Raw genomic sequence first — 20,812 nt, 5'->3', positions numbered from 1 at the left:
CCCCCCCAACAGGGGTTGGGGCGTGACAAGAGCCTTCGCAAACTGCCGCAGCCCGCGCCGATCTGGCGCCTATGAAAGGAACAGCTGACAGATGAAGCTTATCGCCATCATCAACGTTATATCCTGGTCCGGGTTCTGGGCCTTTGGTTTCCTGGCGCTTAGCGCCGACGGATTTACCGACGCCCAGATCGTGACATCGGCGCTCTTGGCGGCGGCTGGGCTCTTTACCGGCCTCATTGCCTATCTGCGCCTGGCCCAATCAGCCGAGCAGAGCGGATATGCCAAAGAAACCAATCAAATAAGCGCAGTGGATCGTAACCGCGCGCAACAACAGGGGAGCATCTAACCCATGTTCTATCGCGAAGCCGGAGACTTCAAAGTCTCTTATGAACAGGACAGCCAGACCTTCCCGATCAAGTTTGATCGCTATCGGTATTACTTTGTGCTGTTCATTGCCTTTCTGGTCATTCCCTTCACCATCAATGACTATTGGGCCAGCGCCATTCTGCTGCCATTTCTGATCTATTCGATCGCGGCGATCGGGCTCAACATTCTGGTGGGCTATTGCGGTCAGGTCAGTCTGGGCACCGGTGGGTTCATGGCGGTGGGCGCCTATGCCTGCTACAAGCTGATGACCACCTTTCCCGAGGTGAGCATGTTCATTCACGTGCTGCTGGCGGGTGGGATCACCGGGGTGGTCTGCGTGTTGTTTGGTCTGCCAAGTCTGCGGATCAAGGGCTTTTACTTGGCGGTGGCCACATTGGCGGCGCAGTTTTTTCTGGTCTGGTTGTTCAACCGGGTGCCGTGGTTCTACAACTACTCTGCTTCTGGTCAGATCAACGCCCCCGAGCGGGAAGCCTTTGGCATCCTGATCACTGGCCCGAATGCACCGGCATGGGCGACCTACCTGTTCTGCCTGATTTTCCTGACCTTTTGTGCCCTTGTGGCCCGCAACCTGACCCGCGGCATGGTCGGCCGTAGCTGGATGGCAATCCGGGACATGGACATTGCGGCGGAAATCATTGGGGTAAACCCGCTGAAAGCCAAGCTGACGGCCTTTGCGGTCTCTGGCTTCTTTATCGGCATCTCCGGCGCGCTGTTCTTTGCACTCTACCTCGGCGCGGTCGAAGTGGGCGAGGCCTTTGGCATTACCAAGTCGTTTCAGGTGTTGTTCATGGTGATCATCGGCGGCCTTGGCTCGATCTTTGGTTCCTTTGCTGGCGCGGCCTTTCTGGTGCTGCTGCCGGTGATCCTGAAAGTGGTCGGCGTTGATGTGCTGGGCTGGCCCACGGATATCGTGGCGCATTTCCAGCTGGTGATCGTGGGGGCGCTGATCGTGTTCTTCCTGATCGTTGAACCACATGGGCTGGCGCAGCTTTGGCGGGTTGCCAAGGAAAAATTGAGACTGTGGCCCTTCCCGCACTAAGCGGTAAGGTCCCTACACGACCGGTGGGAACAAAGACAAAATTCAAACCCGCCGACCCAAGACGACAATCGGATGAGACCAAGGGAGGATGTAAACCGATGAAAATGAAGTTGACCACTCTGGCGCTGGGCGCTTTGATGGCGGCAGGCCCTGCTATGGCGGACCTGGTGTTCCCATCACTGAGCTATCGTACCGGACCCTATGCTGCGGGCGGTATCCCGTTTGCAGATGGCTATGCCGACTATTTCACCCTCGTCAATGAACGTGACGGTGGCATCGGTGGTGTGAAAACACGGCTGATCGAATGTGAGACCGGCTATAACACCGAAAAAGGTGTTGAATGCTACGAATCCACCAAAGGCGAAGGCGCCCTGGTCTATCAACCCTTGTCGACCGGGATCACCTATCAGCTGATTCCCAAAACCGCAGCTGACGGTATCCCGCTTCATACCATGGGCTATGGCCGGACCTCGGCTGCCAATGGCGAAGTCTTTGGCAATGTCTTCAACTACCCTGCCAACTACTGGGATGGCGCCTCGGGTATCATCAACTACCTGCTGGACGAAAACGGTGGTGATCTGAAGGGCAAGAAGATCGCCCTGGTTTTCCACAACTCTGCCTACGGCAAAGAGCCGATCCGCACCCTGGAAGAGCTGTCGGCCAAGCATGGTTTTGAACTGACCACACTGCCCGTTGACCACCCCGGTCAGGAGCAGAAATCCCAGTGGCTTCAGATCCGCCGCGAACGCCCTGACTTTGTCCTGATGTGGGGCTGGGGCGTGATGAACCAGGTTGCCATTCAGGAAGCCGCGAACATCCGCTTTCCAATGGAAAACTTCATTGGTGTATGGTGGTCTGGTGCAGAACATGACGTGATGCCTGCTGGCGATGCGGCAGATGGGTACAAGGCTGTGACCTTCCACAATGTTGGCCGTGACTTCCCGGTGTTTGACGATATTCAGAAATATGTTGTCGACAAGGGCCTGGCAGCAGGCGCGGGCGATCAGATCGGCAACGTTCTGTATAACCGTGGTCTGTACGCTGCGATGCTGGCAGTCGAGGCTGCCAAGACTGCGCAGGAAATGCACGGTACCGCCGACATCACGCCTGCGATGATGCGCGATGGTATGGAAGCCCTGGAAATGCCCGAGGCCCGCATGGCCGCGCTTGGCATGCGCTACTTTGGCCCAGCCTTCAACGTGAGCTGCGAAAACCACGGCGGCCCCGGCCTTGTTGGTGTGACCCAGTGGGACGCATCGTCCAAAACCTGGAGCTTGATTGCCGATTTCCAGAAGACCGACAGCGATGTGATCAAGCCGCTGATCGACGCAGATTCGGCTTCCTATGCGTCTGAAAACGGTATCGAGCCTCGGTGCCAGTAAACCCTTCTCCGATCCCACATTCCCGTGGGGTCGGGCTTTAATCCGGTGCGGCGGCTGCGCTGCCGCACCACCCCGAACAGACCCGGATGCGCCAAATACACAGCGCCCTGGACCGCATGAGGACAACTTTGATGCTGGATGCAGCCAACACCACTGATGTGCAGGCCGAGACCCTGCTAGAGATCAACAATGTCGAGGTGATCTACAATCACGTGATCCTGGTTCTGAAAGGCGTCAGCCTCAATGTGCCAAAGGGTGGTATCACCGCGCTTTTGGGGGGCAACGGGGCTGGCAAGACCACGACGCTGAAGGCGATTTCCAACCTGCTGCGCTCAGAGCGCGGCGAGGTGACAAAGGGATCGGTGAAATACCGTGGCAAAACGGTTCACAATGCAGACCCCGCCGATCTGGTGCGCAATGGCGTGATCCAGGTGATGGAGGGGCGCCATTGTTTTGAACACCTGACGGTCGAAGAAAACCTGCTGACCGGCGCCTATACCCGCTCTGACGCTGGGGCCACCATTCAGCAAGACCTTGAGATGGTGTACAATTATTTCCCCCGGCTGAAAGAGCGCCGCAAAAGCCAGGCGGGCTATACCTCTGGTGGGGAACAACAGATGGTGGCCATGGGCCGCGCCCTGATGAGCCGCCCTGAAACCATCCTGCTGGACGAACCCTCGATGGGGTTGGCACCGCAGCTGGTGGAACAGATCTTTGAGATTGTCAAAACAATCAACGAACAAGAGGGCGTGACCTTCCTCTTGGCTGAACAGAACACCAATGTAGCGCTGCGCTATGCCCATTACGGCTATATTCTTGAATCTGGCCGGGTGGTGATGGATGGCCCTGCTGCTGAACTGCGCGAAAACCCCGATGTAAAGGAATTCTACCTTGGGATGTCGGACGAGGGCCGCAAGAGCTTCCGTGATGTGCGGTCTTACCGCCGCCGCAAGCGGTGGCTGAGCTAAGGGAGGGATGGTGAGACTATGACCAATTATGACAGCTTGGAAACGCGTTCCGACGACCAGCGCGCCGGCGACCTTGCCACCGCCTTGCCAAGGCAGATTGCCCTGGCCCAAACGGCAGCTGGCTATGCGGGCAGCCTGCAAGATATTGATGCGCGCGCCATTACCTCGGCTGCCGATCTGGCCGCCCTGCCGGTGCTGCGCAAATCCGACCTCAGCAAAGCGCAGGGGGGCAATGCCCCCTTTGGGGGCTTTACCGTGAAACCTGCCACCGGGTTTGCCCATATCTTTCAGTCGCCTGGCCCGATCTATGAACCGGGCGGGGTGGATCACGACTGGTGGCGCATGGGGCGTTTCCTACATGCGGTTGGCATCGGTCCGGGGGATGTGGTGCAAAACTGCTTTGGCTACCATCTGACGCCTGCGGGCATGATCTTTGAAAGTGGCGCCCGCGCCGTTGGGGCAACCGTGCTGCCTGCCGGCACCGGCCAGACCGAACTTCAGGTGACTGCCGCACGTGATGTGGGGGCGACGGCCTATGCGGGCACTCCGGATTATCTGAAGGTGATCCTGGATAAGGCCGATGCCATGGGCGTGACGCTTGGCTTTACCAAAGCCGCTGTCGGTGGTGGCGCGTTGTTCCCGTCGCTGCGCCAGGAATATGCTGATCGCGGCATCACCTGCCTGCAGAGCTACGCCACTGCGGATCTGGGCAATGTCGCCTATGAGAGCGCCGCAATGGAGGGCATGATTGTCGATGAGATGGTCATTGTCGAAATCGTCACCCCTGGCACCGGGACGCCCGTTGCCCCTGGCGAAGTGGGCGAGGTCGTCGTGACAACGCTGAACCCAGATTATCCGCTGATCCGTTTTGCGACGGGTGATCTTTCGGCGGTCCTGCCTGGGGTTTCTCCCTGTGGGCGGACCAATATGCGGATCAAGGGCTGGATGGGCCGCGCCGATCAGACAACCAAGATCAAGGGCATGTTTGTGCGGCCAGAACAGGTTGCCGCACTGGTTGATAAACATGACGAAATCGTCAAGGCACGTGTCATTGCTGCCCGAGATGGTGAAATGGACACCATGACGGTGCAGATCGAGGCCAGTGCTGGCGATGAAATCAGCTTTGGCAAATCGGTGATCGAGGTTCTGAAACTCAAGGGCCGTATCGAAGTCGTCTCGCCCGGTGCACTGCCCAAGGATGGCGTGGTGATCGAGGACCAGCGCAGCTACGACTAGGCGGCGCGCAAAGCTTGCTCTGTTTATCCCTCCAGGTGGTCTGCCGACCCTTGGGGGGATTTTTTCGTCCCTCTCCATCTGAAGGGCCAGTTCCTGCTGGCGGAACATTGGTTTCCGGCTGGAGTTTCTGAGCAAAATAATCGCATAAGAGGGGACGCGCAAAATCAGACCAAGAGCGGACCGCATGACTGCCGTGAAAGAGACCAAAGACTACGCCCCGCAGGGCAATCGCCGTGGGCGACACGCCGGAACCAGAGTGTTCTCTATTCTGGCCTGGTGCGTTGCATTGGCCTGTATCCTACCGATGGTTGCGGTGGCGGTGGCGGCGCTGACTGGCGGCACAGATACCATCCTGCATCTGTTGGACACGGTGCTGCCGCGCTATGCTCTGACCACTGTCGGGCTGGTGATTCTGGTCTCGGTTGGCACCCTGGCCATCGGGGTGGGGGCGGCCTGGCTGGTGACCATGACACGGTTCCCCGGCGTGCGGATATTTGAGATCGCGCTGATCCTGCCGCTGGCCTTTCCGGCCTATGTGCTGGCCTATGCCTATACTTTCATTCTGGATCATCCCGGCATCGTGCAGACGACGCTGCGCGCGGTGACGGGATGGGGGCCGCGCGATTACTGGTTCCCGGAAATCCGATCGCTTGGCGGGGCGGCAGCGATGCTGGTGCTGGTGCTTTACCCCTATGTCTATCTGCTGGCGCGGGCTGCATTCTTACAACAAAGCGGTGGTGCCTTTCTGGCCGCCAGGGCGCTTGGGAAAAGCGCCTTTCAGGCCTTTTGGCTGGTCAGCCTGCCGATGGCGCGCCCGGCGATTGCCACGGGGGTCTTGCTGACGGTGATGGAGACCATCGCGGATTTTGGCACCGTGTCCTATTTTGGCGTCCAGACCTTTGCTACCGGGATCTACACCAGCTGGTTTTCCATGGGGGATCGGGCCGGAGCGGCGCAGCTGGCGCTGTGCCTGCTCTGCCTTGCGCTGGTGCTGGCAGTAGTCGAACGGTCCACCCGCGGCAAGGCGCGCTATCATCAGGCGGGCAAGCAACATGCACCGATGCCACCAGCTGACCTGAAGGGCGGACAGGCCTTTTTTGCCTGGATCCTCTGTGCCCTGCCGGTTTGTTTTGGTTTTTTGCTGCCGTTGATCATCCTGTTCAACATGGGGCTGCAGTCAGAGCAGAACCTGTTCAGCAGCCGCTATATCGGTTTCCTGCAAAATTCGCTGTTGCTGGCGACGCTGGCGGCGCTGTTGACAGTCATGGCGGCAATCTGCCTTGGGTTTTATCAACGGCTGCGTCCGGGGCGCAGCTCGGCGCTGGCGGCCTATATGTCGCGCTTGGGCTATGCGGTGCCTGGTGGGGTGATCGCGGTGGGGCTGATGGTCCCCTTTGCGGCCTTTGACAATGCTTTGGACGCCTGGATGCGGGCCAATTTTGAGATCCGCACGGGGCTGCTGATTTCAGGGTCAATCTGGTTGCTGGTCGGGGCCTATATGGTGCGCTTTCTGGCGGCGGCGCTTGGCGCTTATGAAAGCGGGCAATCCACTGTGCATGCCAATATGGATTCGGCGGCGCGCTCTCTGGGGCAGGGGCCGCTGGGCATGTTGCGCCGGGTGCATCTGCCGCTTCTCACCCCGAGCCTGCTGACAGCGCTGCTGATCGTGTTTGTCGATGTGATGAAAGAGCTGCCCGCCACCTTGATCATGCGCCCTTTCAACTATGACACGCTGGCAGTGCAGGCGTACCGGCTTGCCTCGGATGAGCGACTGGAGGGGGCGGCGGTGCCCTCGCTGGTGATCATGGCAGTGGGGCTGCTGCCAGTGATTCTGATCTGTCGCCAAGTGGACCGGCGCCGCTAGCCTATGGTGCCTGCCGGTCGCGGCGCTATGTGAGCGCTTTGTACAGGTAGGTGGTGGCCTCATAGATCTCGGCGCTGGGGTGGCGGCAAAATCCTGGCACTGAACCAGCCACGCGGTAGCCCAGGCTTTCATAGAGCCGCTGTGACGGATCGCCCGAACGAGTATCAAGCACCAGCAATGTCTTGCCCAATTGGCGGGCCTCGGCTTCGAGCGTCAGCATCAGGCTGCGCCCCAATCCGGCGCGGCGCGCCCTTGGATGTACCAGCAATTTGGCCACATCGGCGCGGTGGGGCTGGTTGGCAGGCATCGCCAGCGAGAGCTGCACCGTCCCCACCAAGACATCATCTTGCACAAAGGCACCAAACAGCCGGACGTCGCCGCGCTGGACCGCCGGAAAGACACGGTTGTTCCAAAAGGCCGCCGCATCGTCCGCTGTAAAGGGCAGGATGAAGCCGACGCTGGCACCGGCTTCGACGGTGGTCACCAGAATATCACTGAGAGCGGGGCAGTGTTGCGCAAGCTCGGGGGCGGTCAGCTGGCGGATCGTCGGCACGGGGTGGGGTGTCATCTCTAGCTCCGGTGGCGAATACGGGCAGAGTGGCAAACCGATGCTGAAAAGGAAATGTCAGACGCAGAAAAGGCGCAGGTTTCCCCGCGCCTTTGCCTAATTTTTCAGCAGATCAGAGGGGGCAGGATTATTCCCAGCCCGCCGCATCAAAGATCTTTTGCGCTTCGGGGATGTTCTTGGCCACCTCCGACAGGTTCACATCATCAGGCTTGAAATGCCCCAGTGCAGCGATGCTTGGCGCCAGGCCAATACCGGGCACGGCAGGGAATTCATCGTTGCCAGCCGAGAAGTACTGCTGCGCCTGTTCAGAGGCGAGATATTCCAGGAACTTGATCGCGTTGTCGCGATTGGGCGCATGGGCAGCAACGCCGCCACCGGACAGGTTCATATGCGCGCCTTCGGCGTCCTGCGAGGGAAAGATCCAGCCGATCATGTCGCGGTCTGCCGACAGGCCCTTGACCTCTTTGCGGATGGAACGGGCAAAATAGTAGCTATTGGCGACCGAAATTTCACATTCGCCCGAGACAATGCCGCGCAGCTGATCGGTATCGCCGCCTTGTGGGGCGCGCGCCATATTGGCAACCACGCCTTCAGCCCAGTCCTTGGCAACCTCGGCACCGTGGTGGGTGATGATCGAGGCCAGCAGCGTCTGGTTATAGGTGTTCGAGGAAGACCGGATGCAGACCAGGCCTTTGTAGGCAGGGTCGGCCAGATCTAGATAGGTGCGCGGCGGGTTTGCCACATCTGCCTTGTCGTAGAAAATGATGCGGGCACGCTGGGAAAAACCAAACCACTGGTTGTCGGCGTCTTGCAGGTAACCGGGCACGCTGGTTTCCAGAACATCGCTGTCGATGCTTTGCAAAACGCCTGCGTTTTTGGCACGGGCCAGACGCGATGTATCGACGGTCAGCAGGATATCAGCGGGAGAGTTGACGCCTTCCGCAGTCATGCGGGCGATCAGCTCGTCTGCCTTGCCTTCGATCCGGTTGATGGTGATGCCGGTGGCCTCTTCGAAATCAGAATAGAGGCGCTCGTCGGTGTCGTAGTGACGCGACGAATACAGGTTTACTTCGCCTTCGGCAGCGGCCGAGGTCGCAAGAGTTGCAGCAAGGATCCCTGCGAGAATGGTGGTGGCTTTCAACATAGCGAGTGTGATCTCCAGATTGACGTCATTTTCTGACTTATTTAGTCGAATATAGAAAAAACCACTAAAGGGAAATAGAAACCTACTAAAACCATCGGAAAAAACTCACCCTCAATTCCGCACCAGTCCAGACAGGCCAGAGCATTCCAAAACCCGGTGGGCAGTTGCATCCGCACGGGGGTGTAAACGCAAAAAGACCGCACCCGAAGATGCGGTCTTTTTAACAAAGCGAGATCTTAGTCTCAGCCCTGGCGTGCTTTGAAACGCGGCTGTGTCTTGTTGATCACATATACGCGGCCCTTGCGACGCACAATGCGGCAATCACGGTGCCGGTTCTTGAGCGAGCGGAGCGAGTTCTTGACTTTCATAGTCATTCTCCTGTTCTGCGGCGCGAACCAGCGCCTGGGTTTGCGGGCGTTCCGGCCGAATGGCCAAAACAATGAATTCATGGTGGGCACTACAAGGTTCGAACTTGTGACCCCTTCGATGTCAACGAAGTGCTCTACCGCTGAGCTAAGCGCCCATGAAACCCTTGCGACCGCCCTACACCAAGTGATTGGAGCGTGGTAGCCGCGCCGGTGAAGGGGTCTATAATCAGAGTCGCGCAGGGGCGCAAGAGCTTTTGGTCGTAGAATTTTCGCTCTATGGTGATTTCGAGGAACCAAGGGCAGAAGCACCTATGTCTAAGCGCGCATTTTCCGTTATTTCACCCACTGAACTGACGTCATCGGTGGTTTTTGCCTCGCCGCATAGCGGGTCATACTATGAGCCGAGCTTTGTGCAGGGCACGATTCTGAACCAACAGCAGATTCGCAGTTCAGAGGATGCCTTTGTCGACCAGCTTTTTGCTGATGTGCCCGGATTCGGGGCCCCGCTGCTGCTGGCGACCCAGCCGCGGGCCTATATCGATCTCAATCGCGCCCCCGGAGAGCTGGACCCAGCCTTGATCGAAGGCGTACCGCGCCGGGGGCAGAACCCGCGGGTGGCCTCGGGCTTGGGGGTGATTCCGCGGGTGGTGGCCAATGGCCGGGCGATCTATCACGGCAAGATGCCCCGGCAAGAGGCGCTGCAGCGAATCGACCAGATTTGGTATCCCTATCACGCGGCTCTGCAGGGGTTGCTGCGCCAGGCGCATGATCGTTTCGGCCAGGCGGTGCTTATTGATTGCCATTCCATGCCGCATGAAGCGGTGGCAAACCTTCCGACCCATCGGGCGGCGCTGCCCGAGGTGGTTCTGGGGGATCGGTTTGGATCTTCGGCAGCGACAGAGGTGATGGACCAGGTGGAGGCGGCCTTTGTCCAGGCCGGGCTGCGCGTGGTCCGTAACGCGCCCTTTGCCGGGGCCTATATCACCCAGGCCTATGGTCGTCCTTCGCGGCGGCAGCATGCGGTGCAGGTCGAAATCGATCGCTCCTTATATATGGACGAGGCACAGGTGCGGCCCAATGCGCGTTTTGCCGAGGTAAAGGCGCTTATGGGGGAGGTTGCCGGGCTGATCGCCAAAATAGGTATCGACCAGGACGGGCGGCGGCTGGCGGCTGAATAGCGGGCAGCCGGACGCTTGCGGTGGTGCGGCTGCTAGCGCCATTTGCGTTCAGGCGACTGGCTTTCCTGATTTGATTTGGCAGATGGCGCAAAACCGGTAGCCCCTTTTGCGCAACACGCCCTAGCGCAGGGCGCGCCCCTTACGGATGGCATCCTCGCCAAAGCGCTTGCGAATGGCATCGGTAGCCCGTTCTGCCTGGGCGCGTTTTCCGGCCAGGGGGTCCAGAAGATCACCACTGGTATCGGCCTGCGCTTCGGGCACCAGATCCGAGATTCCACAACCGAGCAGGCGATAGGGCCCCTGATCGCCCACCTGATCCAGCAAGGCCCGCGACTGGCGGTAGATCACATCGGCCAGCTGGGTCGGGCTGTGCAGGGACAGGCGCCGGGTCAGGGCAGAATGATTGGCGCGCTTTAACTTCAGGGTGACAACCCGGCCGGCCTTTGCCTTGGCCTTGGCGCGATCCGCTACCTGTACCGCCAGCCGCCACAGATGACCGTCAAGCACCTCTAGGCTGGCGGTGTCTTCCATGAATGTGGTCTCTTTCGAGATCGACTTGACCGGCGCATTCGAGGAAACCCGGCGGCGGTCCTGGCCGCGCGCCAGATGCCAGAGCCGATCACCGGTGCCACCAAAGCGCGCGTTCAGGTCTTGGCGGTCCCAGCGCAGCAGATCGGAAAAGGTGCGAATACCGGCCTTTTCCAATGCGGCCTGTGTGGCCGGGCCAATACCCCAGATCAGTCGCACAGGTTTGTCGCGCAGAAAGCTGGCAGTTTCCGCCTTGCCAATCACCGAATAGCCGCGCGGCTTGTCCAGATCCGAGGCCACCTTGGCCAGGAATTTGTTATGTGACAGCCCGATTGACCCTGTGATGCCCAGTTCATCCTTCATCCGTTTGACCAGCCGTGCCAGCATGACCGCCGGCGGGTGCCCATGCAGTTTCTGGGTGCCAGAGAGATCCATGAAGGCCTCATCCAGAGACAGGGGTTCGATATCCGGGGTCAATTCGTCCATCATCGCGCGCACCATCTGGCTGACTTCGACATAGGCGGACATTCGCGGTTTGATCACCACGGCATCGGGGCAGAGTTTCAGCGCCTGAAACATCGGCATGGCCGAGCGCACGCCAGAGATGCGCGCCACATAGCAGGCGGTCGATACCACGCCGCGTTTGCCGCCGCCGATGATCACAGGTTTGCCAGCCAACGCCGGGTTATCGCGCTTTTCGACGCTGGCGTAAAAGGCATCGCAGTCCATATGCGCGATGGTCAGGGAAAACAGTTCTGCATGCTGGGTGATGCGCGGGCTGCCGCAGGCCGGGCAGCGACGCGTTGGGGCAATCTGGCGAAGGCAATCACGGCAAAGGGCTTGCATGGCGGGGTGGGGGCTATATCTGTGTCAGAGGCGGTGCTGCATTTTATCGTCAGTTCGGGGATTTGTCTTTAGGGCTTCGCGTTTGCAAAGGGTGGATATGTCATTTTCCGGTGCCAAACTGGCGCTTTTTCTTGGGGCGGATCTGCTGGTCATCAAGCGAGACGACCGCCCGGATATTCCCTATCCAGGCTATTGGGATCTGCCGGGCGGTGGCCGCGAAGGCGATGAGACACCGCAGGCCTGTGCCCTGCGCGAAACCTATGAGGAAGTCCGCCTATCCCTTGCGGCAAGCGATCTGACCTGGTCCAACAGCTATCGCCGCCCGCGTGGTCTGGTCTGGTTCTTTGTCAGTCATCAGCCCGCCGAACTGCAGCAGCAGGTACGCCTGGGAGATGAGGGGCAATGCTGGCAGCTGATGCGCCCGCAGGACTATTGCGATCACCGGCTGGCCGTGCCGCATTTTGCCGGGCAGCTACGCGACTACCTCGGGCGGCGGTCGAGCTGACGGCCAGTTGCCATCTGTGCCGGTGGTCACATCAATCTGTCAGGGGATCTGCGCAGGCGGCAAAAAATTCCCCCGCGCGATGGCGGGGGCCAGGCAGACGAACCTCAGGAAGAGGAGCTCGTCAGGGGAGTGTCTCAGCCTTAGAATCACCGATATTGTCGAGTTTCGCAAATTCCATCGCTTGCCCGCAACGGTGTGGCGCCTGGTTCTGTGGCTTTCCCGTCACGAGACAATTTGGCACAGCAGCGCTGGGTAAAGCGGATTTCCGCATCAATACAGCATCTTGACCCTACGTAAAGCAGGCAGGCCCCGGCGGTACAGCAATCAACAGCAACGCCTGGATAAAGTTTATTTCTGATGCTTTTTTAGGCGATAGTCGGATCTGACCAGTTGTTTTCGCCTTTTGTTGGGTCGTTTCAGATAGTTTTCAACTCGTCCAGGATGGCAAGCGCGGCGGCGCGCGGGTTGCTGGCCTGCCAGATGGGGCGGCCGACAACGATGTGATCTGCACCATCGGCAATGGCTGTGGCCGGGGTGGCGACGCGTTTCTGATCGCCCAGTGCCGCGCCAGCCGGGCGCACGCCGGGGGTGACGATCAACTTGCCTGCGGCTTCGGGCAGGGCGCGGATCAGGGCGGCTTCTTGCGGGCTGGCGATGACGCCATCAGCCCCCGCCGCAAAGGCATTGCCTGCGCGTTCCTGCACCAGGTCACGAATATCGCCGGGCTTGATCAGTGCACCGTCCAGATCAGCTCGATCCAGCGAGGTCAGAATGGTTACGGCCAGAATTTTCATATCTTTGCCAGCGGCGCCTTCCTTGGCGGCGCGCACCACATAGGGGTCGCCGTGCACGGTGAGGAAATCCAGGTCGAACTGCGCCAGCCCGCGCACCGCGCTTTCAACCGTGGCGCCAATGTCAAAGAGCTTCATGTCGAGAAAGATCTTCTTGCCCAGCTCGTGCTTCATTTCATTGGCCAGCGCCAGGCCGCCGCCGGTCAACATGCCCAGGCCGATCTTGTAAAAGGACACGGCATCGCCCAGCTGTTCAGCCAGTTTCAATCCGGCAAGGGCATCGGGTACATCCATGGCAACAATCAGGCGGTCGTCGGCTGTGGTCTGGGACATGGGGCTCTCCGGGGCTTGGGCTGTGGGAATCGCGCTTTCCTACTGCGCTGCCCCATGCGAGGAAAGCCCAAAAAACACCGATCAAGGCTGTGGGTTTGACATGTATCAGTGATTTTTCAGTAATATTGCATCACTGTGATCTTGAAGAGGCGGGAAGACCTCCCAAATCTATTTCAGAGGCCCGGACCGGGGCGTGCCGCAAAGCGGGCGCTGCCATATGTATTCGGGCGCTTGTATAAGGAGAACGACATGGACTTGAACAAGTTCACTGAGCGCGCACGAGGCTTCGTGCAGGCGGCGCAGACAATTGCGATGCGCGAAGAGCATCAGCGGATGCTGCCGGAGCACCTTCTCAAGGCATTGATGGATGATGACCAGGGGCTGGCAAGCAATCTGATCGGCAAATCGGGCGGCACCGCGTCGCGCGTGGTCGAAGCCGTTGATCTGGCCGTGTCCAAACTGCCCAAAGTCACCGGTGATACTGGTCAGGTCTATCTGGATGGCCAGACCGCCAAGGTGTTGGATGAAGCCAGCAAGATTGCCGAAAAAGCAGGCGACAGTTTTGTCCCGGTTGAACGGGTCTTGATGGCCCTGTGTATGGTGAAATCCAAGGCCAAGGATGCGCTTGCCGCAGGCAATGTCAGCGCCCAGGCCCTGAATGAGGCAATCAATGATATCCGTAAAGGCCGCACCGCCGATAGCGCCACGGCCGAAGAAGGCTATGACGCGCTGAAGAAATATGCCCGCGATCTGACCGAGGCGGCCCGCGAAGGCAAGATTGATCCGATCATTGGCCGGGATGAAGAGATTCGCCGCGCCATGCAGGTATTGTCGCGCCGTACCAAGAACAATCCGGTTCTGATCGGCGAACCTGGCGTGGGTAAAACCGCTATCGCCGAGGGCATGGCCCTGCGCATCGTCAACGGTGATGTGCCCGAGAGCCTGCGCGACAAGAAGCTTTTGTCGCTGGACATGGGCTCGCTGATTGCCGGGGCGAAATATCGTGGTGAATTCGAAGAACGACTGAAGGCTGTGTTGACCGAAGTCACCGAGGCGGCCGGCGAGATCATCCTGTTCATTGATGAGATGCACACCCTTGTGGGCGCAGGCAAGTCCGAAGGCGCCATGGATGCCGCCAATCTGATCAAACCGGCGCTGGCGCGGGGTGAATTGCACTGCATCGGTGCCACCACCCTGAATGAATACCGCAAATACGTGGAAAAGGACGCTGCCCTGGCCCGTCGTTTCCAGCCCGTTATGGTGCAGGAACCCACGGTAGAGGACACCATCTCTATTCTGCGCGGCATCAAGGAAAAATATGAGCTGCACCACGGGGTGCGGATTGCGGATGCGGCACTGGTGGCGGCAGCAACCCTGTCGAACCGCTATATCACCGATCGCTTCCTGCCGGACAAGGCCATCGACCTGGTGGACGAAGCCGCCAGCCGCTTGCGTATGCAGGTGGACAGCAAGCCTGAAGAGCTGGATGCGCTGGACCGCCAGATCCTGCAGATGCAGATTGAAGAAGAGGCGCTGAAGGTCGAAGAGGATGCCGCTTCGCGTGATCGGCTGGAAACCCTGCAAAAGGAACTGTCGGATCTGCAAGAGCAATCGGCAGAGATGACGGCCCAATGGCAGGCTGAACGCGACAAGCTGGCTGGGGCGCGCGATCTGAAAGAGCAGCTGGACCGCGCCCGCGCCGATCTGGATATTGCCAAACGCGAAGGCAACTTGGCCCGCGCCGGGGAACTGTCTTACGGCGTGATCCCAGGGCTGGAAAAGAAGCTTAGTGAAGCCGAAAACCGCGAAGAGCAGGGCGTCATGGTTGAAGAAGCGGTGCGCCCCGAGCAGATTGCGGGTGTGGTGGAGCGCTGGACCGGTATTCCGACCTCCAAAATGCTGGAGGGAGAGCGCGACAAGCTGCTGCGCATGGAAGACGCGCTGCATTCCCGTGTCATTGGTCAGAACGCGCCGGTGACGGCGGTGGCCAATGCGGTGCGCCGTGCGCGGGCCGGGCTGAACGATGAAAACCGGCCGCTGGGCTCTTTCCTCTTCCTTGGGCCGACCGGGGTGGGCAAGACAGAGCTGACCAAGGCAGTGGCGAACTTTCTGTTCGACGATGACAACGCCATGGTGCGGATCGACATGTCGGAATACATGGAGAAACACAGTGTGGCCCGTCTGATTGGCGCGCCTCCCGGCTATGTCGGCTATGACGAAGGCGGGGCGCTGACCGAAGCGGTGCGTCGTCGCCCCTATCAGGTGGTGTTGTTTGACGAGGTGGAAAAAGCGCACCCGGATGTCTTTAACGTGCTGTTGCAGGTGCTGGACGACGGTGTGCTGACAGATGGCCAGGGGCGGACGGTTGATTTCAAGCAGACGCTGATCATCCTGACCTCCAACCTCGGCGCGCAGGCGCTGAGCCAGCTGCCGGATGGGGCGGATGCTTCGGCCGCCAAGCGCGACGTGATGGAAGCGGTACGGGCGCATTTCCGGCCCGAGTTCCTGAACCGTCTGGATGAGACCATCATCTTTGACCGTCTGGGGCGTTCCGATATGGACGGTATCGTCGATATTCAGATGGCGCGTCTGGCCAAACGTCTGGAAGGGCGCAAGATCACTCTGGCGCTGGACGACAGTGCCAAGACCTGGCTGGCGGATGAAGGCTATGATCCGGTGTTTGGTGCGCGCCCTCTGAAGCGGGTGATCCAGCGGTCATTGCAAAACGCCCTGGCAGAATTGCTGCTTAGCGGCGAGGTCAAGGACGGGGATACCATTCCTGTTTCGGCAGGTGGCGACGGGTTGATCATCGGTGATCGCCTTGGCTCTACGGACCGCCCAAAACCTGAGGATGCGGTGGTGCACTGATCTAAAGTGTTCTGCCATGAACCTGAAACAGCGGTTGGTGGCAGAATGCCCTTAATCATAGAAAGGTCATGCCGCGTCCCGCCTTTCCGTGTTTCAGGTAATCGGATAGCAGAACAAACAAAGCCCGCCAGATCTGGCGGGCTTTGTGCTGGTTGAACCAACCGCAGTTTGGTTTCGGCGGTAGATCAGGGTGCAGGGTTGGGGCTTATTCTTCGATGGCTTCCTGTACGATGTCGTCCAGCAGGGCCTGGATGATCTGCATCTCCCCCTCTGGGAAGGCGCGAAAACCGATGGTGACGGCTTGTTCGCCGGGGCGCTGGGCGACAAAGATGTCATAGGGGCAGAAGGCGATGTTCATCGGATTGGCCTCCATCACCTGACGCGATAGTTTGGCTGAGCAGAAGGAATAGACATCGGCCTGCTGGAACAGCACAACATCAGACCCGACAGCGCTGCGGGTGCGTTCCAGCATGTCACCGACATGGCTGACATGATCAACCACCAGCCCATGGTTGGTGATGGCATTTTCCAACCCAAAGGTGACATCGTCATAGGCCAGCCCGCTGCGATAACTGACCATATCCTGCGCCAAGGCGGGCACCATCAGTGTGGCACTGATGCTAAAGGCGGCGACTGCGGTGAAATATTTCATCTGGCATCTCCTAATGTGAACGACGGTGGCTTGCCCATTGCGGGTATCCCCCTCACGTTAGGAGGATAGGAACAGGCAGCGTCTGGCCACCTGTCTCATCTATATATAGGAGTTTCTGCATGGGTTTCGCGGCAAAGGCTATAGAATTTCTTGCCATTGGCTTTGTTTTCGCATTGGGGGCCTTGGTGCTTGTGGCGCTGCTGCTGTTTGTGGTGGACCGAACACAGACCGGGGATGCAATCCGGCGGAACTATCCGGTGATAGGCCGCTTCCGGCATCTGTTCAGCACCATGGGGGAATTCTTTCGCCAGTATTTCTTTGCCATGGACCGTGAAGAGCTGCCGTTTAACCGTGCACAGCGCGACTGGGTCGATCGGGCCGCCAAGGGGGAGGGCAATACAGTGGCCTTTGGTTCAACCCGAAATACCGAGGTGCCGGGCACGCCGATTTTTGTCAACGCTCCGTTCCCACCGCTGGATGACCAATATGCCAGTACCGAACCCATGGTGATTGGGGCGGGCGCACGGGTGCCCTATCGGGCGCCTTCCTTCTTCAATGTTTCGGGTATGAGCTATGGCGCGCTGTCAAAACCAGCGGTGCGTGCGCTTAGCCGGGGGGCGCGTGAGGCCGGGGTCTGGCTCAATACCGGCGAAGGCGGCATGAGCCCCTATCATCTGGAGGGGGGCTGCGATCTGGTGTTTCAGATCGGCACCGCAAAATATGGTGTACGTAATGCTGAAGGCGGGCTGAGCGATGACAGACTGCGCGCGGTGGCAGAAAATCCAACGGTGCGTATGTTCGAGCTGAAGCTGGCGCAGGGGGCCAAGCCGGGCAAGGGCGGCATCCTGCCTGCCGCCAAAGTCAGCGCCGAGATTGCCGAAATCCGTGGCATCCCCGAAGGCGAGGCCAGCATTTCCCCCAACCGGCATCCGGAGATGGCTAATTTTGACGAATTGCTGGATATGGTTGCCCACCTGCGCGAGGTGACAGGCAAACCGGTGGGCATCAAGACCGTGGCGGGCTCTGAGGTGGTGTTGCGCGAGATGTTCCTGCATATGGCGGCCCGCCCTGCCGATGTGCCGGATTTTATCACCATTGATGGCGGCGAGGGGGGGACCGGCGCGGCGCCGATGCCTTTGATCGATCTGGTCGGCATGTCGGTGCGCGAAGCCCTGCCGCTGGTCTGCGATCTGCGCGATGAATATGGCTTTCGCGACCGTATCCGGCTGATCGCCAGTGGGAAGTTGATCAACCCAAGCGATGTTGCCTGGGCCCTGGCGGCGGGGGCGGATTTTGTTACCTCGGCGCGTGGCTTCATGTTTTCTCTGGGCTGCATTCAGGCGTTGAAATGCAACAAGAACACCTGCCCCACCGGCATCACCACCCATGATCCGCGATTTCAAAAGGGGTTGGTGGTCGAAGACAAATACAAACGTGTCGCCCGCTATGCGACCGAGCTCATCCAGGAGGTAGAAACCATTGCCCATTCTGTTGGGGTAACAGAACCACGCAGGCTGCGCCGCCGTCATGTGCGGATTATGCAGGATAATGGCGGCTCGCGGCCGATGAACGAAATTCAGGCAAGTTACAGTGCAGTCGCGCAGACGTGACAGGATATGTTTTGGCCTTGGTTCTGCTCTGCGTTAGGTCTCCGATAAGTGCAATTTTCGAGGAGACGCCGCCATGGCCCACCGCTGGACCAATACCCTAAGTGCCGCTGATGTGACGCCGAAGCAGGCCTATTTGAATCGCCGTCAGATAATGGCGGGACTTGGTGGCATGGCTGGGCTGGCAGGGCTTGGCGCGCTGCCAGGGGCGGCACAGGCCGAAACGCTGGAGCCAAACTCCTGGGAGGATGTGACCACCTATTGCAACTACTATGAATTCGGCACCGGCAAGGGCGATCCTGCGAAAAACGCCGGCCAGCTGACCACCACACCCTGGAGCGTCAAGATCGACGGTCTGGTGGACCGCCCCGGCGACTATGATTTCCAGCAGATCCTGGGGGAAATGACCCTGGAAGAGCGCATCTACCGGTTCCGCTGCGTCGAAGCCTGGTCGATGGTGGTGCCCTGGATGGGCTTTGAGCTGGCGGATCTTTTGGCCTTGGCGGGGGTGCAGGAGGGGGCAAAATACGTCAGCTTTGAAACCCTGTACCGCCCGTCCGAAATGCCCGGCACCGCCTATCCCGTGCTGGACTGGCCCTACCGCGAAGGCCTGCGCCTGGACGAGGCGCTGCATCCGCTGACGCTGATGGCGACCGGGATCTTTGGGAAGGGCCTGCCCAATCAGAACGGCGCGCCGCTGCGCTTGGTGGTGCCATGGAAATACGGCTTCAAATCGATCAAATCCATCGTCCGCATCAGCCTGACCGATACGCAGCCGCAGACCAGTTGGAACATGGCCAATGCCCGCGAATATGGCTTTTACAGCAATGTGAACCCAAAGGTATCGCATCCCCGCTGGAGCCAGGCGACCGAGCGCCGCCTTGGTGGCGGGCTGTTTGCCGGGCGCGATGATACACTGATGTTCAACGGCTACGAGGAGGAGGTCGCAAGCCTGTATGACGGGATGGATCTCACCAAACATTTTTGACCCATCGTGACACCGCAGACCAGAGCCACAGGATCACAGACCAGAAAGTTTGCCAGAATGATCGACCGTTGTAATCAGATGCTGCGCCGACTGCCGCCTTGGGGGCTCTATCTGCTGGGTGCCTTTTATCCAGCCTGGCTGCTGTATCTGGGGCTGACTGGCGGATCGGGGCCGGACCCGGTCAAGGCGCTGGAACATGGCCTGGGCGAAGCGGCGCTGCAATTGGTCATTCTGGGACTGTTCGTGACACCGTTGCGCCGCTTTACTGGCCTGAACCTGTTGCGGTTTCGGCGGGCAATTGGGGTTTTGGCCTTCGCCTATGTTACGCTGCATCTCTTGGTCTGGCTGGTTCTGGATGTTCAGATCCTGTCGCAAATCCTGCGCGACATCGCAAAGCGCCCCTATATCACCATTGGTATGGTGGGTTTTGCACTGATGCTGCCATTGGCGCTGACCTCCAATAATCGCGCCACGCGCTGGCTTGGCCCGCGCTGGCGTCAGCTGCATCGCCTGACCTATCTGGTCGCCCTGTTGGGGGGGCTGCACTACGTGATGCTGGCAAAGGGCTTCCAGATGGAGCCATTGATCTACCTGGCAGTCATTGTGACCCTGCTCCTCCTGCGGCTGCCCCGGCAGACAAAACGCCGTCTCGCTTGATGGGCGGGACGGGGCAGGATCCCGGTCGGCGGCGGCTCTGCGCGCGCTTTGGCAACTTTGGACGGATCCTGCGTGATCTCTTGTGCAAATGACCTGGTAATTATTTGATTATAAGCAAAAAACAGGGGTTTTTGAAAAAAGATGTAATTTTGTGAAATTATCGCTTGCGGGAAGTATGAGTTAACACTAGAACCCCCTCTACCGGCAGCGGCGACGCGGTTGGTTGGGTCGCTTCGGTGGCCGGACGGGTTGGAAAGACAGCCTGGCGCATCGGGAAGACGGTGGGACGCTCGGGAGAGGCCGGGGCATTTATTGGATGTATTGAGGCGGGCGCGCTGGACGATTTGGCGCATCGGTCTTTTGTTTGTCTTCTGGATGCTGCTCTTTGACATTGATGATAACTGAAGAGATATGTGGGCGGTTTGGTTCGTTTCGATGGATCAACGTCTGTATATCAACGCTAGTAGGGTGGGCCATCTGGTCTGTTCGATGATCTAGTGTCAGCTTCACTGTTTGTTCGGTTTCTTGTTATCTTTGGATAACCTGAAGCACAGACAAACAGATGACTTCCAATGCGTGTTCAATCCTTAGCCGGGTGGACATATGGGCCTGCCCCCAAAGGTGGCCCTGAGTATTGGAGATGTGCAGAGGTTCGAACGTCAAGGACAGCATGGCAACATGCTTTCAACTTGAGAGTTTGATCCTGGCTCAGAACGAACGCTGGCGGCAGGCTTAACACATGCAAGTCGAGCGCATCCTTCGGGATGAGCGGCGGACGGGTTAGTAACGCGTGGGAACGTGCCCTTCTCTAAGGAATAGCCACTGGAAACGGTGAGTAATACCTTATACGCCCTTCGGGGGAAAGATTTATCGGAGAAGGATCGGCCCGCGTTAGATTAGATA

General features: G+C 59.1%; 18 protein-coding genes, 1 tRNA gene and 1 rRNA gene. 13 read left to right on the top strand and 7 right to left on the bottom strand.

Annotated features, from left to right (window positions below):
• Positions 1-91: 91 nt before the first annotated feature.
• From ACN0VH_RS06520 to ACN0VH_RS06495, 6 genes are all read left to right on the top strand, one after another.
• On the top strand, positions 92-346 hold the full coding sequence (locus ACN0VH_RS06520) for a hypothetical protein (RefSeq protein WP_278922325.1): 255 nt from the start codon (positions 92-94) through the stop codon (positions 344-346).
• 3 nt (positions 347-349) lie between these two features.
• Positions 350-1,426 carry a branched-chain amino acid ABC transporter permease gene (locus ACN0VH_RS06515; protein WP_278922326.1) on the top strand — a complete coding sequence of 359 codons (1,077 nt, stop codon included), beginning with the start codon at positions 350-352 and terminating at the stop codon, positions 1,424-1,426.
• Positions 1,427-1,524: 98 nt separating this feature from the next.
• Positions 1,525-2,808 carry an ABC transporter substrate-binding protein gene (locus ACN0VH_RS06510; protein WP_278922327.1) on the top strand — a complete coding sequence of 428 codons (1,284 nt, stop codon included), beginning with the start codon at positions 1,525-1,527 and terminating at the stop codon, positions 2,806-2,808.
• 131 nt (positions 2,809-2,939) lie between these two features.
• Positions 2,940-3,776, top strand: coding sequence for an ABC transporter ATP-binding protein (locus ACN0VH_RS06505; protein ID WP_278922328.1), 837 nt, complete (start codon positions 2,940-2,942; stop codon positions 3,774-3,776).
• Positions 3,777-3,794: 18 nt separating this feature from the next.
• Complete coding sequence (locus ACN0VH_RS06500; protein ID WP_417700030.1) at positions 3,795-5,012, top strand: phenylacetate--CoA ligase family protein; 1,218 nt, start codon at positions 3,795-3,797, stop codon at positions 5,010-5,012.
• A 184-nt stretch (positions 5,013-5,196) separates the two neighbouring features.
• Positions 5,197-6,876, top strand: coding sequence for an ABC transporter permease (locus ACN0VH_RS06495; protein ID WP_417700028.1), 1,680 nt, complete (start codon positions 5,197-5,199; stop codon positions 6,874-6,876).
• Between the two features lie 25 nt (positions 6,877-6,901).
• Here ACN0VH_RS06495 and ACN0VH_RS06490 read toward each other — a convergent pair whose 3' ends face one another.
• The 4 genes from ACN0VH_RS06490 to ACN0VH_RS06475 all read right to left on the bottom strand — a co-directional run bounded on the left by ACN0VH_RS06490 (position 6,902) and on the right by ACN0VH_RS06475 (position 9,111).
• Positions 6,902-7,444, bottom strand: coding sequence for a GNAT family N-acetyltransferase (locus ACN0VH_RS06490; RefSeq protein ID WP_417700026.1), 543 nt, complete (start codon positions 7,442-7,444; stop codon positions 6,902-6,904).
• Between the two features lie 127 nt (positions 7,445-7,571).
• Positions 7,572-8,588 (bottom strand): Fe(3+) ABC transporter substrate-binding protein, encoded by a 1,017-nt coding sequence (locus ACN0VH_RS06485; RefSeq protein ID WP_417700024.1) that lies wholly within the window; start codon positions 8,586-8,588, stop codon positions 7,572-7,574.
• Positions 8,589-8,830: 242 nt separating this feature from the next.
• Positions 8,831-8,956 carry a type B 50S ribosomal protein L36 gene (ykgO, locus tag ACN0VH_RS06480; protein ID WP_008205324.1) on the bottom strand — a complete coding sequence of 42 codons (126 nt, stop codon included), beginning with the start codon at positions 8,954-8,956 and terminating at the stop codon, positions 8,831-8,833.
• A gap of 80 nt (positions 8,957-9,036) precedes the next feature.
• Positions 9,037-9,111 (bottom strand) — tRNA-Val (locus ACN0VH_RS06475).
• Between the two features lie 156 nt (positions 9,112-9,267).
• Between ACN0VH_RS06475 and ACN0VH_RS06470 the strand changes: the two genes are divergently transcribed.
• A complete protein-coding gene (locus ACN0VH_RS06470; protein ID WP_417700023.1) occupies positions 9,268-10,134 on the top strand; it encodes an N-formylglutamate amidohydrolase in 867 nt (288 codons plus the stop codon).
• Between the two features lie 120 nt (positions 10,135-10,254).
• Here ACN0VH_RS06470 and ACN0VH_RS06465 read toward each other — a convergent pair whose 3' ends face one another.
• Positions 10,255-11,508, bottom strand: coding sequence for a DNA polymerase IV (locus ACN0VH_RS06465; protein ID WP_278922334.1), 1,254 nt, complete (start codon positions 11,506-11,508; stop codon positions 10,255-10,257).
• A 97-nt stretch (positions 11,509-11,605) separates the two neighbouring features.
• Here ACN0VH_RS06465 and ACN0VH_RS06460 point away from each other — a divergent pair, with 97 nt between their 5' ends.
• Positions 11,606-12,013, top strand: coding sequence for an NUDIX hydrolase (locus ACN0VH_RS06460; protein WP_278922335.1), 408 nt, complete (start codon positions 11,606-11,608; stop codon positions 12,011-12,013).
• Positions 12,014-12,429: 416 nt separating this feature from the next.
• Here ACN0VH_RS06460 and pyrF read toward each other — a convergent pair whose 3' ends face one another.
• Positions 12,430-13,137: an orotidine-5'-phosphate decarboxylase gene (gene pyrF / locus ACN0VH_RS06455; protein WP_278922336.1), complete on the bottom strand. Its 708-nt coding sequence runs from the start codon at positions 13,135-13,137 to the stop codon at positions 12,430-12,432.
• 249 nt (positions 13,138-13,386) lie between these two features.
• Here pyrF and clpB point away from each other — a divergent pair, with 249 nt between their 5' ends.
• The gene (clpB, locus tag ACN0VH_RS06450; protein ID WP_417700021.1) at positions 13,387-16,005 is read left to right on the top strand and encodes an ATP-dependent chaperone ClpB; all 2,619 of its coding nucleotides are present in this window, start codon (positions 13,387-13,389) and stop codon (positions 16,003-16,005) included.
• Positions 16,006-16,210: 205 nt separating this feature from the next.
• Here clpB and ACN0VH_RS06445 read toward each other — a convergent pair whose 3' ends face one another.
• Positions 16,211-16,657, bottom strand: coding sequence for a DUF302 domain-containing protein (locus ACN0VH_RS06445; protein ID WP_417700019.1), 447 nt, complete (start codon positions 16,655-16,657; stop codon positions 16,211-16,213).
• A 119-nt stretch (positions 16,658-16,776) separates the two neighbouring features.
• Here ACN0VH_RS06445 and ACN0VH_RS06440 point away from each other — a divergent pair, with 119 nt between their 5' ends.
• The 4 genes from ACN0VH_RS06440 to ACN0VH_RS06425 form a co-directional block, all read left to right on the top strand.
• Positions 16,777-18,267, top strand: a complete 1,491-nt coding sequence (locus tag ACN0VH_RS06440) for an FMN-binding glutamate synthase family protein (RefSeq protein WP_417700018.1) — start codon at positions 16,777-16,779, stop codon at positions 18,265-18,267.
• 73 nt (positions 18,268-18,340) lie between these two features.
• On the top strand, positions 18,341-19,252 hold the full coding sequence (msrP, locus tag ACN0VH_RS06435; RefSeq protein WP_417700017.1) for a protein-methionine-sulfoxide reductase catalytic subunit MsrP: 912 nt from the start codon (positions 18,341-18,343) through the stop codon (positions 19,250-19,252).
• A 57-nt stretch (positions 19,253-19,309) separates the two neighbouring features.
• Complete coding sequence (gene msrQ / locus ACN0VH_RS06430) at positions 19,310-19,909, top strand: protein-methionine-sulfoxide reductase heme-binding subunit MsrQ (RefSeq protein ID WP_417700015.1); 600 nt, start codon at positions 19,310-19,312, stop codon at positions 19,907-19,909.
• Positions 19,910-20,594: 685 nt separating this feature from the next.
• Positions 20,595-20,812, top strand: a 16S ribosomal RNA gene (locus ACN0VH_RS06425); the annotation flags it as partial.

Source organism: Pseudophaeobacter sp. (genome assembly GCF_048267565.1).
Lineage (GTDB): Bacteria > Pseudomonadota > Alphaproteobacteria > Rhodobacterales > Rhodobacteraceae > Pseudophaeobacter > Pseudophaeobacter profundi.
This window is presented reverse-complemented; position numbering and strand designations above follow the sequence as displayed.